This window comes from uncultured Brachyspira sp. (assembly GCF_944390595.1).
GTDB lineage: Bacteria > Spirochaetota > Brachyspiria > Brachyspirales > Brachyspiraceae > Brachyspira.
On record NZ_CALXRN010000180.1, the window covers coordinates 1 to 14849 of the forward strand.

Genomic DNA, 14849 nt, shown 5'->3' on the forward strand with positions numbered 1-14849 from the left:
TTTTCCTTTCAATTCTATCATAAATCATAAACCTCTGTTTTATTGAAGCCGTATTATGATTATAAATACCATAAATGACAAAATTTGTCAAAAATAATTTATTTATAAAAATTGTATATTAATTTTATAAATATACTTGATAAAAATATTAATATACAGTATTATATATAAATACTGTATTTTTATAGAGATTGATATAGATGATTAAATACAGAGAAATTAACTGCAAATCGGCTTTAAATAAAATAGATAATGAATACGGATTTTGCTATGATTTAAATATTTACAGAGGATGCCTGCATAAATGTTATTATTGTTTTGCTGTATATTCTCATAAATATATTAATTCAAGAGATTTTTTCGGAGAAATATTTGTAAAGAAAAATATTGCTGAAGTATTAGAAAAAGAATTATCATCAAGAAATTGGAATAGAGATATTATTAACCTTGGAAGCGTTACTGACAATTATCAGGAAGCAGAAAAAAATTATAAACTTATGAGAGATGTTTTAAAACTTCTTATAAGATATAAAACTCCAATGTGCATATCTACAAAAAGCGATTTGATATTAAGAGATTTTGATTTGATAGATGAGCTTTCAAGAATAGTGCCTGTAAGAATAGCATCTACTATAACAACATTAGATGAAAAATTATCTGCTTTAATAGAGCCTAATGTAATAAGTCCAGAGAAAAGATTTTGTATGCTTAGAGAGTTTAAAAAAACAAAAGCAATAGTTGCTGTTCATACTATGCCTGTTATGCCTTTTATAACAGAAGATGGTATTGAGGATATTTTTAAAAAAGTAAAAGAATATGGTATTGACTATTGTGCTGCTGATGCATTAAAATTAAAAGGAGAATGCAGAAAGATATATTTGAATTTTATTAGACAAACTTTTCCACAGCATTATAAAAAATATTTACACATTTATGGAAGCGACGGACTTTTAAAAGATGAATACAGAGAAAAATTATATTCAAAAATAAATGCCTTAGAAGAAAAATACAATATAACATACAAAACTAAAGAAGAACTTAACACAGAAGACAGTGTTTATAATAGATATAAAAATAAAGTATATGAAGAGGCACCAACTTTATTTTAAAAGTGATAACAAATAAAGATAAATCAATTTTTTAATTATAATTTGTATTAATATCAAAAAAATTATAATAATTTTATATCAAATTTGTATAAATTATCATAGTATAAAAATTAGTATTAAAAAAAATATATACAATTATAAAAAAATTTATTATACTTAATATAAGGTTTGATATTATATATGTGATATTAGTATACATAATATTTTTAATTTTATAATATCAAAAGATATATTCTAAAAATCTGGAGTTCTTTATATGAAAGATAAAATTTTCGGAGTACTGCAAAGAGTAGGCAGATCGTTCATGCTTCCTATAGCTGTACTTCCTGTAGCAGGTTTGTTTTTAGGTATAGGTAGTTCATTAACTAATACTACAATGCTTGAAACATATAATTTAATGGGTATTTTGGGACCTGGCACTATTGCTTATGATATATTATCAGTATTAAGTGAGGCTGGAAATATAATATTTGGAAATTTACCTATTATATTTGCTATGAGTGTAGCTATTGGTATGGCTAAGAAGGAAAAAGAGGTTGCTGCTTTATCAGGTGCTATAGCATTTTTTGTAATGCATGCCTCTATAGGTAAGATGATAACAGTTATGGGAGGAGCTGATAAACTTTTAGATGGTTCTACTACAAATGTTGTTGGTATAGTATCACTTCAAATGGGTGTATTCGGAGGTATTATAGTAGGACTTGGTGTAGCAGCATTGCATAATAGATATTATACTATAGAGCTTCCTCAAGCATTATCATTTTTCGGCGGTACAAGATTTGTTCCTATAATATCATCAATAGTATTTTTAGTAGTTGGTATATTGATGTATTATGTATGGCCTCCTGTACAGATTGTAATGAATAGATTGGGAGATTTAATAGCTGGTTCCGGTTATATAGGTACTCTATTCTATGGTATTATAGAAAGAGCATTAATACCTTTCGGACTTCACCATGTATTCTACACTCCGCTATGGTATACTTCTTTGGGCGGTACTATGATGATAGATGGTACTTTGGTAGAAGGAGCTCAAAAAATATTCTTTGCTCAATTAGGTTCTCCTACTACAACAGTATTCAGTGTTGAAGCTACTAGATTCATGACAGGTAAATTCCCATTCATGATATTTGGTTTACCAGGTGCTGCTTTAGCTATGTATAAAACTTCAAGACCGGAGAAAAAACAGGTTGTTGGTGCTTTGGTTTTCTCAGCAGCATTAACAGCAATGCTCACAGGCATAACTGAGCCTATAGAGTTTACATTTATATTTGTAGCTCCTATATTCTATGCTATTCACTGTGTACTTGCTGGTATATCTTTCATGCTTATGCATATACTTCATGTTACAGTAGGTATGACTTTCTCAGGCGGTTTCATAGATTTATTATTATTCGGTATAATACAAGGAAATGCTAAAACTAATTGGATATGGATTGTAATTGTAGGTGCTGCTTATTTCTTCATATATTATTTCTTATTCTCTACTTTAATTAAAAAATTTGATTGGAAAACACCGGGAAGAGAACCTGACAGCGAAGAGCCTAAATTATATAGAAGAGCAGATGTTGCTGCTGCTAAGGCTGCTGCAAGCGGAGAGGCAGTTGATACTAATCCTTTATTCCAATACGAAGAAGCTCCTTTAATAACTGCAGGACTTGGCGGAAAGAAAAATATAAGCGATGTTGACTGCTGTGCTACAAGATTACGTATAACAGTATTTGATCCATCTAAAGTTGTTGATGATACATTAAAAGCAAGCGGAGCAGCTGGTATCATTAAAAAAGGAAATGGTATACAGGTTATATACGGACCTAAAGTTACAGTAATAAAATCAAGACTTGAAGAGTATTTAAATGATCCTATAAGTGATCAGGAAACTTCTGTACCTACAGATACTCCTAAAGCAGAAGATAAGAAAGATGAGAAGAAAGAAGAAGCAAAAGGTTCTTCATCTTTAGTAGATAAAGTTTATGCTCCTATAAAAGGAAATATAGTAAAATTAGAAAATGTTAAAGATGAAGCATTCTCAAGCGGTGCTATGGGTAAAGGAATAGCTATTGAACCTACAGAGGGTAAAGTATATGCTCCTTTTGACGGTATAATAGAAACTGCTTTCCCTACTAAGCACGCTATTGGATTTACATCTGATAAAGGCGTTGAATTATTGATACATGTTGGTATGGATACTGTAAAATTGGGCGGTGCACATTTCATTTCACATATAGAAGAGGGACAAAAAGTTAAGAAAGGAGATTTATTATTAGAATTTGATATTGAAAAAATAAAAGGAGAGGGATATCCAACAGTTACTCCTGTAATAATAACAAATTCAGATGATTATTCTGATATAACTTTGACTGATTCATCTTCTGTAAATGTTGGAGATAATTTAATAGACGTTAAAAATTAATATATATTAAAAAAGGAGACTTATTAATTTAAGTCTCCTTTTTTTGTTCAATATGAAAAATAAAAATGCTTGACAATAAAAAATTAAATAAGTATACTAGGTATATCTACTTTTATTTTATTAATTTGGAGTGATGCTCTATGAAAGATAGTAAAAAAAAGTATATTCTGATGCTTAAATTTCTTATTCCTTTTGCAGCGTTTATAATAATATTAGTTATTGCTTTAATGTTATATTTTACACCAAGATATAAAAGAGAATTTGCTGCTGAGATAGAATCCAATATGTATAAAAATGAATCTTCTGTAACTTCGTGGCTTAGTTATTTTTATGCTCAAATGGATGTTCTAACTTCTTACTGTAAATTTGAAACAGATTATACACAAATGCTTGATTCTTTTAAAGAATTAGCTAGTGTTAAGGAAGAAATACAGAATATACATTTCAGCGGAACTGTACCATATAAAGACGGCGGAACGCTTATAATAGTGTATGGAGATAATATTGAAAATTTTGATCAAACTGCTAGAGAATGGTATCAAGAGGCTGTAAAAAATCCTTCATCTACATATATAAGTTCTCCGTATACTGATGCTCAGAACAATGATGTAGTTATTACTATATCAAAGGCTGTTGTATTAGATGGAACTCTTAAGGGTGTAATAGGAATAGATATATCTTTTACAAAAATATCCAATTTATTACTATCTAATAAAGAAAATAGTTATTTTATAGCTTTAAATGACGGAAGATTCATCACTCATACAGACAGTACTATGCTTTTTGATGAGCAGAAAACTATATATACAGAACTAAATGCTGTGAAATTAAATAATAATGATTACTCTTTTAACATAAATAAATCTAAATGGACAGCAGTTTATGATATACCTAATACTCCTTGGTTATTAGTAGGCAATGGCAGTATAGATCATCTTAATAATAAAATTATTACATTATCTATTATAATGGTTGTGGTTGCTTTAGGCTTTTTAGGTATTCAGTTTATACTTGTTGTATCTAATGTAAATCCTCTATCTCAAACATTGGATAAAGCAATAGAAATTATTAAAAATATGACAAATAAACATTTTAATGCATCTTTTGACGAGAAATTATTGAAAAAGTCGGATCAAACAGGAGTTCTTGTTAATTCTATTCAGGATATGCAGAAATCTCTTGGAAGTTCAATACATTTTATTCAAGATTCTTTGCATTTTATTAATAATGAAATTGATACAGTATCCAGCGAAAGCAGCAGTCTTTCAGATAGAACTAATACTCAAGCATCATCTCTTGAAGAGTTATCAAGTTTGATAGAATCTTTATCATCATCTCTTGATGAAACTAATGTTCATTCTAATGATGCCAAAGAAATGAGTGCTAAAGTGGCAGATGCTACAAAAATAGGAGTAGAATCTTCATCTGAGATTGTAGAAAGTATGAATGAAATATCTGAATCAAGCAAAAAGATATCAGATATGACTAAACTTATACAATCTATTGCTTTTCAAACTAATATACTTGCTTTAAATGCTGCAGTTGAAGCGGCACGTGCAGGTGATCAAGGTAAAGGATTTGCTGTTGTTGCCTCTGAGATACGTTCTTTAGCTCAAAATGTTGATGAAACAGCTAAAAGCATTACAAATACTATTAATGATGCTCTATCAAAAATAAATGCCGGTAATAAAGCCGTTGCTAATTCCTCTAAAATACTTGGAGATATTGAAGTTTTGGCTGAGGATATGCTTGCTAAACTTACATCAATTTCAGAACGTGCTGTTTTAGAAGCAGATAGTATTAACCAAATAAATGTTTCCGTAAGACAATTAAATTCTATAACTGGAGAAAATAGTAATTTGGCAGAGTCCAATGCAAGTTCGGCAAAAGAGGTAAGAGAAAGAATAGAAGATATGGTTGAACAGATTAATAATTTTAAATTTTAGTTTTTTATATTATAAGGATGCAATAATAAATAATTATTACATCCTTATATAATTCTTTATTAATTTCTCATTCCATTTCTCTTCAAATAATCTATAACAACATCAGGAAAGTCGCTAAACATTTCATCCACTTTTAATTCATTAAATAATATAGATAAATTTTCATCGCTGCTTTTTTTAGGCAAAGGCAATTGATCTATTCTATATGTCCATACACAAGTTCTCATATTATATTTTCTAGCTATATCAAGAATAGGTACTATTTCATATCCTTTTTCATTGGAAGATTCTTTAACCAAAGCATTTATAGAAGGTGCATATATATTAGCATATTGTGAAACATCTTTTATTCCTTCTTCTGTGTATAATCTTTCATCTTCAACAAGCATAGCTAAATCGCCTTTCCATCCTAATTCTGTTCTAGCTCTTTTTACCGCATCATATTCAAATATTTGTAATACACAATTTCCATTTTGAGTTTCGTTATATCCGTACTTGTTTAACATATCTATAGTTATTTTTAAAATATCTTTTCCCTCTTTTTCATGGAAAGCAGGATTTTTTACTTCAGGATATATTCCTATTAATTTTTTTCTAGATTTATTCATTCCCTGAACTGTAATTAAAAATTCTTCAAATGTAGGTATTCTAAATTCTACATTATCATTGTATGGGAATCTATCAGGAAATACGGGACCGCTTAAATCATCTTTAGATCTTTCATGTACTATTAGTGATTTTATTTCTTCTAATGTGAAATCTATTACATAATAATTACCATCTTCTCTTTTTCTGTCAGGAAATTTTTTAGCAACATCTGTACTTGTGTTTAAAGTATTATCATGCATAACTACTAATACATCATCTTTAGTCAAAACTATATCAGCTTCTAAATAATCCACATCAAAAGCATGTGCCATTGCCAAAGCAGCAAGTGTATGTTCAGGTACGTATCCTGATGCACTTCTATGAGCTATTACAATAGGCTTATAATTTGGATCTGCATTTGGTTTGGCAGTATTTGATGATGTTCCATTAGAACAAGAAGCAAATATTAATAAAGGAATAATTGAAAAAACTTTTTTAAACATATGAATTCTCCAATTTTACAAAAAATTATATATTTACATATAAATATTTTGGTTAAAGTTTTTCAACACAAAATATATAATGAGGCATATATATATTATAGTAATATTTTATGATATTATCAATTATTTTCATATTATTTCTAATAGCTACATTTTTAGATGCTGTATTATTATCTCTTATAATAGAATATACCCTTTGAGCATTTAAAATATTAAAAGCATAATCTTTACAAGCAGAAGCAGCTTCAATTGCAAATCCTCTATGCCAATAATTTTTGTTAAATAAATATCCTATTTCAAGCAGTTCATCAGAATTATGAATTTTTTTATCTATTTTTTGCATAGTAAGTCCGCATTGTCCTATAAACTCATTATTTTCTTTTAATATGCATGCCCATAATCCAAAACCATAAGTTTTATACCTGTTTATTTGATTATTAAACCATTGTAAAACTTCTTCATCAGAAAAAGCATGCTCATAAGCGTACATAGTTTCTTTATCTTGAAGTATAGAGCATAACCCTTTATAATCTTTTTCACTATCTTTTTCTAATTCTCTTAAAATTAGTCTTTCTGTTTCTAATATTTTTCTCATGATTATAAAACCTATAATACCTTTTTTTATAAAAATTCTATATTTTTTTAAATTAATTAGTATTAAAGTAAAATATTTTTACTTCAATAGGTATATTGTAAAATAATACGTAGTATTTGTTTAGTTTTTATTGTCAAAATAACATTTTTTGGTAAATTTTTAGTAAATTAAATGTAAAATATATTGACAATTATAGTTTTTCTGCTATACTTATAATTGTAAAGATAATTTACAGTAACTAAGTAAGAAATTAAAGGAGATTAATTATGACTAAAAAAATATTCGCTTTATTAATAACATTAACTATAGTTTCAACTTCAAGCCTTTTTGCTGATTGGGTAGTTCCAGCTTCATCATTACCTCAAAAATCAAGAGCATTTATACAAAGAGTATATCCTGGTGCACAAATATGGATGGTTGAAAGAGACGGCGGAAAATTCGAGGTCAAATTATCAAATGGCGTTTCAATAGATTTTTTAGTTAATGGTAATTGGCATAGTATAGATGGTGAGTATAATGGAGTTCCTTTGAGTGTATTACCTCAGGCTGTAGCTAACACAGTAAGAAGAACTTATCCTCAGGCTATGATGATAGATGTAGAAAAAGAGTGGGGAAATTACAAAATAAAACTTAATAATATGATGGAATTATTTGTATCATCAGGCGGTCAATTAATGGGACAAAAATGGGACGACTAATATTAATATATATTTTATTATAGCTTTTATGCATTATCATATTATGTGATAATGCCTAAATTTAATTTTATAACACCTTGAATTTTTTAAACTCTTCTTATATAATTATTCAATTATAATATCATAGCAAATAATGTAAGGATAATGTATAATGTCATCTAGTAAAAAATTTGTACCAAAAAAGAAAAGTCCGGTAGTAAAAACATTGCAATGGGTTGGAGTATCCGCTGTTTCTATACTTTTAATAATTTATTTTTTAGTTGTAGATACTAGAGGAAGCCAGAAAACTCCTACAATAGGTTCTGTTAATGGAACTCCTATTTACTATACAAGCACAAGCCCTTATGGTAAGGCTTTCAAAGAAATAGAAAGTGATTATCAAAGTTTAGGTATACAAATTAATAATGAAATGTATGCTTATATAGAGGATTTAGCATTTAGAAGAGCTGTTTATTCAATACTTTTATACGATACTGCTAGAAAAAACATAAATGTAAGCGATAATTTTATAGTAGAAGCTATGAAAAGTCAGTTTATAGATACTAATGGTGTTTATAATGAAATGGCTTATGAGGCTTTTATAAAAAATACTACTCAGGCAGAAAAACTTAAAATACAAAAAGACATAAAAGAAAGTGTATTAGCTCAAACTGTTTCTTCAGAATTATTCAACAGCATAAAATTAAATTCTCTTGAAGTGCAAAGAGAATATAAGAAAAACTTTACAAAAAGAGATGTTGAAATGGTTTATATAGATGCGGCATCAATAGTTCAGTCTTCAGAAATTCCATCCTCTGATTTAGAAAAATATTTTACAGATAATAAGACAAATTTTGTTCAAGCTGATATTTCTTGGATAGTGCTAGAAAGCGGCGGTGTTGCTGATAATTTATATAAAACATTGAAAGATGATATAACATTATTTGAAAAGAATGCTTTAGAAAAGAGTGTGAATACTAATAATTATAAATTAGGCTATATTACAAGAATGGAAATGCCTTCAGAAGATTTTGCTAATAAAATATTTGCTGATAATAAAGGCAATTCTTTATTAGAGCCTATATATGCTAATGGTTTATATTATGTGGTTTTAGTTAATGGAACAAGAGTACCTGAAAAATATACTGATATTAATCAAGATGTATTAAAAAGAGAATATTTTAATGCAAATCTTCCTGCTCTTTTAGAAGCAGAGAAAACAAAACAAGCAGAGATATTAAAATCAGCTGCTGCAGGCGTTAATAATCTTGCAACATTAGATGGTAATGGAAATATAAAATATTACAGACCTGCTGCTGCTTTTTCATATAATCAGGGAAGACTTAATACAGAAAACGGAGCTATAATACCGGATTCTTCTACTGAAGCTTTTTATAATAATGCTTTTACTCTTCAGTTAGATACTGTAAGCGATGTTATAAAATTGGATAATGGTGTAGCTATTATGAGAGTGATATCTGATGAAAAACCTGATATTACAAGATTAGCTACATTAGATGCTGCTACTAGAAACATTATGAAAAAAGAACTTTCAAGACAAAGAGTTAATGATATAGTGTTTGAATGGGGAAATCAAAATATATCAAAAGCTAGAGTAAAAAGACATAATATAAGATAAATAATTGATGGGGCAATTTTATATGATTAAAAGTTATTTTAAAAATATAATTGCCCTTATATTAATTCTTTTAATATCATCATGTTCAAAAAATAATGACAGTATAAATAATAGATACGGCGATAATATAGTGTTGCCTGAGAGTATAAATAAAGTTGTATCTCTTTCTCCTGCTATAACAGAAATTTTAATAGATTTGCAAGTTGCTGATAAAATTATAGCCTGCGATTCATATTCTAAAGATATATTAATAAAAAATAATGATAAATATACAAATTTAATTACTTTCGATTTAGCTTCGCCTGATGCAGAAAAAATAATATCATTGAATACAGATATTGTTCTTGTTAATTCATTGAGTTTATTTTCTGGTTCGGAATCTTTGGATAGTTTAAAGAATATGGGTTTATGTGTAGTTGTTATACCATATAGTAAAAGTATTGCCGATATAGAAGAGGATATTTTATTTATATCTTCTATATTTAAAAAAGATAAAGAGGGCAGGCAAATCGCAGATAACATGAATGCTGATATAGAAAAAATAAAATTAATATCAAATTCTATAACAAACAAAAAAAGTGTATATTTTGAAATAGCTTCATTGCCAAGTTTTTATTCATTTGGTACTAATGTATTTTTAAATGAGATGATAGAAATAATAGGAGCTGAAAATATATTTAAAGATAGAGATTCATGGATTAATGTATCGGAAGAAAGTATTATACATAAGAATCCTGATACTATACTTACAAGTGTAAATTATGTAGAAGATCCTGTAGATGAAATATTAAAAAGAGAGGCTTGGAAAAATATTAATGCTGTAAAAAATGGTGAAGTTTATTATATAGATACTGATTCAAGTACATTAGCAAATCATAATATTATAAAAGCATTGATTCAAATGGCTAAAAGTGTTTATACTAATGAGTATGCTGATTTGAAATTTTAAATATTGGTATGCTTTTTAGTATACCAATATTATTTATTTTATTTAAATTATTATTTTTTAAAAATGAAAAATACAGCTAATATTAAACATAGAAAACCTATAAAATGATTTATTTTTAATGTTTCTGTTTTGAAAAATACTACTGTAAAAATTGTGAATATAGTTAATGTTATAACTTCCTGCATAACTTTTAACTGCATTAGAGAAAATGGACCTCCGTTTCCTTGAAAGCCTATTCTATTTGCAGGAACCTGAAAGCAATATTCAAATAACGCTATAGCCCAGCTGATTAATATAACCATAGGTAAAGACAATTTTGCTAAGCCTTTCATTTCACTAAATTTTAAATGTCCGTACCAAGCAAATGTCATAAATGTGTTTGACAATATAAGTAATAATATTGTTGCTATAGATTTCATAATAATTTTACTCCTATTTATTTTTATTGATAAACTATTATATATTTTTAAAAATTATTTTCTATATTTATTTACAAAAAAATTAAGACCCCCATTTTTGATGGAGGCCTTAAACAGTTTAATTAAATGAAGGTTATAAAATATATTGTATCAATTTAGGGATACAAAGTTGTTGACATTAATTTATATATTACTCTAACATTTGTTAGTATATTCTAACATATTCTATTTTTTTGTCAATATATTATATTAATTTTTTTTTAATTATTATTATTGTATATTATAATAGTTATAAGCAATAATTACTTGGTTCTATAATATTGCTTATAACTTTGTGAAATATAAACTGGTTCTATTGGTTAAAATTTTGATATATTCATTAATTATTAATAATTAGGAGCTTTTGAAGTTATTTTAACATCATGTACATGGCTTTCAGCAAGTCCCTGATTAGTTATTCTTATAAACTCAGCTTTTTCCTGAAGCATTTGTATATCTTTAGCACCGATATACCCCATTCCTGCACGTACTCCTCCTACTATTTGATATATAACATCTGAGACATGGCCTTTATATTCTGTAACACCTTCTATGCCTTCCGGAACAAATTTAGATTTAACTTTTACTTCGCTTTGAAAGTATCTGTCTTTGCTTCCATGTATCATAGCACCTACAGAACCCATGCCTCTGTAAGGCTTATATTTTTTACCGTCTATTATAATAACATCTCCAGGTGCTTCATAAGTAGAAGAGAATAATCCGCCTGCCATAACAGCATCAGCACCTATAGCTAAGGCTTTTACTATATCTCCTGAATATTTTATTCCTCCGTCAGCAATAGATCCTACATTATTCTTTTTAGCTATTTCTGAAGCATCGTATATAGCAGTAAGCTGAGGAACTCCTACCCCTGCTATTATTCTAGTTGTACATATAGAGCCTGCTCCTATTCCTATCTTTATAGCATCAACTCCTGCATCTATCAATGCTTTAGCACCATCAGCAGTTGCTATATTTCCAGCTATTACATCAACATCTTTGTATTTATCTTTTATCTCTTTTATAGCCTTTAATACGTTTTGAGAGTGTCCATGTGCTGTATCAATAACAATAGCATTAACTCCAGCCTCTATAAGTTTTTCTATTCTTTCATATCTATCTTCTGATATACCTATAGCAGCAGCAGCTATTAAAGTTCCGTTACTGTCTAAACTAGCTTTTTCTTTATTTTCTATGTCTTTAAAATTTTTAACTTCCTCTATTTCTTTAGCCTGCTGTTCCAAAGGCATGTTTTTATGTATAACACCTAATCCTCCGCATAATGCCATAGCTATTGCCATTTTTGATTCAGTTACAGTATCCATAGGAGAACTTATTAACGGAATATTTAATGTTATTCTATTTGTTAATTTTCTTTTTAAAGATACATCTTTAGGCAGAATGTCTGATTCTTGCGGAACTAATAGTACATCATCAAATGTTAATGCTTCTCTCATTTTAATAGACATAGTTTTTATCCCTCTTATAGATATGAATTAGATATTTTGATAAACTATTTTATAGTAAAAGCATTTTAATTGCAATATTTATTTATATAATTTATTATTTTTTATTTAAAATCATTTAATTTTTTAATATATGTCAAATAAACTTACAATACTTTATAATTTTAGGTAATATATGTATTATTTGTAGTTTAAATATATATAAATTGTAAACAATATTTATAAAACATCATTTTTTTAGTAAAATATATTTACAAATATTTTGAAATATATTATACTATAATTGTAAATAAAATTTACTAATATATAAATGATTAATAAATCCTTTTAGGAGGTTGACTATGACAATAAGTGTTATGAATTATACAAACAAATTTTGCGAAATATACGGAAGTTCTATTATAAATAATGATGAGTTTTTTAGTAATATAGTTGTTAGAAAAACAAATAGTTTGCTTCTATCAATAGAGAAGGATATAAATGAATTAAAATTGAGAAAAGACCATATAACAGTAAAAGAAATAGATTTTATGGTTCATATTTTAACTAAACTTTCTTTTATAAGCAGAATTAATCTTATTAAAGCTATGAATGATATAAAGAGAAAAGATTTTAAATTTTCTAAAGAAATTAGAAATTCTAAGCACATTATAGATTATACTTTGAAAAATATAGTTAAAATATTAATTGAATCAAAAAATGATATAGATTTGTATAATAGAGCATTTCTTTTGAATAATGATATTATATCTCATACGAATAGAGTATTTTTTACGATGATTAAATTTATTAAATATTATAATAACTGTATAGATAATAATATAGTATCTGATATTAGACAAAATTTCAAAAATAAATATTTGAAATATTATAAATCTGTATTGAAGAAGTTTAATATTAATAATAATATTAATAAATTAGAAGATGTTTATAAATATGGTTTAAGAGAACTTTTTAGAAAAGAGATAGTGGAAATAGCAATAGCTTCATTTTGGCATGATATAGCAAATATAACTCCTGATTATTCTCCTAATTCAGATGATGAATATTATGCTTCAAAAGGCTATTCATATTTAAAGTATTTCATAAATTATGGTGATAATATATCATTAATAGTTGGAATGCATAATGAATATTTTGGATATGGAAATGGGATATTTTTAGATTATTATAATAGTATTAATAATTCTGAACCTAATTATATTATCAGTTTTGATTACGAGGACGTATTAAGATTAGGAAGTATTTCATATTTTCCTTCTAAAATATTAGAGATTGCAGATTTATTTGACCATCTAGTATATAAATATAATGAGCCAAATTCATCAAAAGTATTAGAATATATTAGAGAAGATTATTTGAATAAAGAAGTAAAAGTAGATCCTATAATATTTGATATATTCTCTTCATTTGTATATAGTCAGAATAAATTAATAGCTTAAAATAGAAATAAGGGGACATTATTATTATTTTATAATATCCCCTTATTTTGTACTCAAATAAAAATTAATTAATAATTTTCAACACGTACTTCAAAGAATTTTTTAGCATGTTTACAAGCTGGGCAAAGTTCAGGAGCTTCTTCGCTTTCAACTATATAACCGCAGTTTCTGCATTTCCATTGAACTTTAGTAGCTTTTTTGAAAACACTTCCGCTTTTTACAGCTTCTCTTAATTTAGCATATCTTTCTCTGTGTTCTCTTTCAACATCACCGATTAATTTCATAGAACGAGCTATTTCATCGAAACCTTCTTCAGTAGCTTCTTTAGCCATTCTTGGGTACATGCATTCATATTCTTCATTTTCACCTTCCCAAGCAGCTTGTAAGTTTTGAAGAGTGTCGCCTATACCGTTAAGATATTTAAAGTGTATTTTAGCATGTTCTCTTTCATTTTCAGCTGTTTCAAGGAATATAGCAGCTATTTGCTCATAACCTTCATTTCTTGCTACACTGGCATAATAAGTATACTTGTTTCTAGCCATAGATTCGCCAGCAAAAGCTTCGTGTAAATTTGCTTCAGTTTTTGTACCTTTTAAATCCTTCATTTTAATTCTCCTAAAAAAATATATAAATAAATTAGTATTTAGCTAATTATTTAGCAAGTTTAATTCTTTCAGCTACATAGTCCCAATTTACTAAATGATCAACAAAAGTAGTTAAGAAATCAGGTCTTCTGTTCTGATAATCAAGATAGTAAGCATGTTCCCAAACATCGCAAGTTAAAACACCATGTACTTTGTCAGCAACAGGGTTCATAGCATTAGCATATTTTCTAACTTCTAATTTACCATTGTTCATTACAAGCCAAACCCATCCTGAACCAAATTGAGTTTTACCTCCAGTAGTAAATGCTTCTTTAAAAGCATCAAAAGAACCGAAATCAGCTTCTATTTTTGATTTTACTTCAGCAGGTATAGCAACATCTTTCTTTAACATTTTGAAAAATTCTTCATGATTATATACTTGTCCAGCATTATTGAATACAGCTTGTTTATCAGCATTGT

The 14849-nt window shown here is 27.4% G+C and carries 13 protein-coding genes; 7 read left to right on the forward strand and 6 right to left on the reverse strand.

Annotated features, from left to right (window positions below):
* Nucleotides 1-200: 200 nt before the first annotated feature.
* From Q0J90_RS10445 to Q0J90_RS10455, 3 genes are all read left to right on the forward strand, one after another.
* Entirely contained in the window at nucleotides 201-1109 is a 909-nt protein-coding gene (locus Q0J90_RS10445; protein WP_297277844.1) for a radical SAM protein, read from the forward strand.
* A 256-nt stretch (nucleotides 1110-1365) separates the two neighbouring features.
* Nucleotides 1366-3522 (forward strand): PTS transporter subunit IIABC, encoded by a 2157-nt coding sequence (locus tag Q0J90_RS10450; RefSeq protein WP_297277845.1) that lies wholly within the window; start codon nucleotides 1366-1368, stop codon nucleotides 3520-3522.
* A gap of 140 nt (nucleotides 3523-3662) precedes the next feature.
* The gene (locus Q0J90_RS10455; RefSeq protein WP_297277846.1) at nucleotides 3663-5468 is read left to right on the forward strand and encodes a methyl-accepting chemotaxis protein; all 1806 of its coding nucleotides are present in this window, start codon (nucleotides 3663-3665) and stop codon (nucleotides 5466-5468) included.
* A 59-nt stretch (nucleotides 5469-5527) separates the two neighbouring features.
* Here the strand turns inward: Q0J90_RS10455 and glpQ are convergent, their stop codons facing one another.
* Nucleotides 5528-6559, reverse strand: coding sequence for a glycerophosphodiester phosphodiesterase (gene glpQ, locus Q0J90_RS10460; protein ID WP_297277847.1), 1032 nt, complete (start codon nucleotides 6557-6559; stop codon nucleotides 5528-5530).
* Nucleotides 6560-6611: 52 nt separating this feature from the next.
* Nucleotides 6612-7154 carry a GNAT family N-acetyltransferase gene (locus Q0J90_RS10465; protein WP_297277848.1) on the reverse strand — a complete coding sequence of 181 codons (543 nt, stop codon included), beginning with the start codon at nucleotides 7152-7154 and terminating at the stop codon, nucleotides 6612-6614.
* A 266-nt stretch (nucleotides 7155-7420) separates the two neighbouring features.
* On the opposite strand from Q0J90_RS10465, the gene Q0J90_RS10470 reads away from it, so the two are divergent.
* The 3 genes from Q0J90_RS10470 to Q0J90_RS10480 all read left to right on the forward strand — a co-directional run bounded on the left by Q0J90_RS10470 (nucleotide 7421) and on the right by Q0J90_RS10480 (nucleotide 10419).
* Nucleotides 7421-7852, forward strand: coding sequence for a PepSY-like domain-containing protein (locus Q0J90_RS10470; RefSeq protein ID WP_297277849.1), 432 nt, complete (start codon nucleotides 7421-7423; stop codon nucleotides 7850-7852).
* A gap of 151 nt (nucleotides 7853-8003) precedes the next feature.
* Complete coding sequence (locus Q0J90_RS10475; RefSeq protein ID WP_297277850.1) at nucleotides 8004-9470, forward strand: peptidylprolyl isomerase; 1467 nt, start codon at nucleotides 8004-8006, stop codon at nucleotides 9468-9470.
* A gap of 22 nt (nucleotides 9471-9492) precedes the next feature.
* Nucleotides 9493-10419: an ABC transporter substrate-binding protein gene (locus tag Q0J90_RS10480; protein ID WP_297277851.1), complete on the forward strand. Its 927-nt coding sequence runs from the start codon at nucleotides 9493-9495 to the stop codon at nucleotides 10417-10419.
* A 50-nt stretch (nucleotides 10420-10469) separates the two neighbouring features.
* Here Q0J90_RS10480 and Q0J90_RS10485 read toward each other — a convergent pair whose 3' ends face one another.
* Together Q0J90_RS10485 and Q0J90_RS10490 are read right to left on the reverse strand one after the other, a co-directional pair.
* A complete protein-coding gene (locus Q0J90_RS10485; RefSeq protein WP_297277852.1) occupies nucleotides 10470-10838 on the reverse strand; it encodes a DMT family protein in 369 nt (122 codons plus the stop codon).
* Nucleotides 10839-11224: 386 nt separating this feature from the next.
* Nucleotides 11225-12346 (reverse strand): IMP dehydrogenase, encoded by a 1122-nt coding sequence (locus Q0J90_RS10490; RefSeq protein WP_297277853.1) that lies wholly within the window; start codon nucleotides 12344-12346, stop codon nucleotides 11225-11227.
* A 338-nt stretch (nucleotides 12347-12684) separates the two neighbouring features.
* Here Q0J90_RS10490 and Q0J90_RS10495 point away from each other — a divergent pair, with 338 nt between their 5' ends.
* A complete protein-coding gene (locus tag Q0J90_RS10495; protein ID WP_297277854.1) occupies nucleotides 12685-13785 on the forward strand; it encodes a hypothetical protein in 1101 nt (366 codons plus the stop codon).
* Between the two features lie 68 nt (nucleotides 13786-13853).
* On the opposite strand, the gene rbr is transcribed toward Q0J90_RS10495, so the two are convergent.
* Together rbr and Q0J90_RS10505 are read right to left on the reverse strand one after the other, a co-directional pair.
* Nucleotides 13854-14390: a rubrerythrin gene (gene rbr, locus Q0J90_RS10500; protein ID WP_297277855.1), complete on the reverse strand. Its 537-nt coding sequence runs from the start codon at nucleotides 14388-14390 to the stop codon at nucleotides 13854-13856.
* A gap of 46 nt (nucleotides 14391-14436) precedes the next feature.
* A partial coding sequence (locus Q0J90_RS10505; RefSeq protein WP_297277856.1) for a superoxide dismutase occupies nucleotides 14437-14849 on the reverse strand: 413 nt, incomplete at its 5' end.

What these genes read in the sequence shown, in the direction of transcription:
- Q0J90_RS10485 (WP_297277852.1), bottom strand. Translation starts at nt 10,838, where the DNA reads ATGAAATCTATAGCAACAATATTATTACTTATATTGTCAAACACATTT.
- glpQ (WP_297277847.1), bottom strand. Translation starts at nt 6,559, where the DNA reads ATGTTTAAAAAAGTTTTTTCAATTATTCCTTTATTAATATTTGCTTCT.
- Q0J90_RS10470 (WP_297277849.1), top strand. Translation starts at nt 7,421, where the DNA reads ATGACTAAAAAAATATTCGCTTTATTAATAACATTAACTATAGTTTCA.
- Q0J90_RS10455 (WP_297277846.1), top strand. Translation starts at nt 3,663, where the DNA reads ATGAAAGATAGTAAAAAAAAGTATATTCTGATGCTTAAATTTCTTATT.
- Q0J90_RS10445 (WP_297277844.1), top strand. Translation starts at nt 201, where the DNA reads ATGATTAAATACAGAGAAATTAACTGCAAATCGGCTTTAAATAAAATA.
- Q0J90_RS10480 (WP_297277851.1), top strand. Translation starts at nt 9,493, where the DNA reads ATGATTAAAAGTTATTTTAAAAATATAATTGCCCTTATATTAATTCTT.
- Q0J90_RS10465 (WP_297277848.1), bottom strand. Translation starts at nt 7,154, where the DNA reads ATGAGAAAAATATTAGAAACAGAAAGACTAATTTTAAGAGAATTAGAA.
- rbr (WP_297277855.1), bottom strand. Translation starts at nt 14,390, where the DNA reads ATGAAGGATTTAAAAGGTACAAAAACTGAAGCAAATTTACACGAAGCT.
- Q0J90_RS10475 (WP_297277850.1), top strand. Translation starts at nt 8,004, where the DNA reads ATGTCATCTAGTAAAAAATTTGTACCAAAAAAGAAAAGTCCGGTAGTA.
- Q0J90_RS10450 (WP_297277845.1), top strand. Translation starts at nt 1,366, where the DNA reads ATGAAAGATAAAATTTTCGGAGTACTGCAAAGAGTAGGCAGATCGTTC.
- Q0J90_RS10490 (WP_297277853.1), bottom strand. Translation starts at nt 12,346, where the DNA reads ATGTCTATTAAAATGAGAGAAGCATTAACATTTGATGATGTACTATTA.
- Q0J90_RS10495 (WP_297277854.1), top strand. Translation starts at nt 12,685, where the DNA reads ATGACAATAAGTGTTATGAATTATACAAACAAATTTTGCGAAATATAC.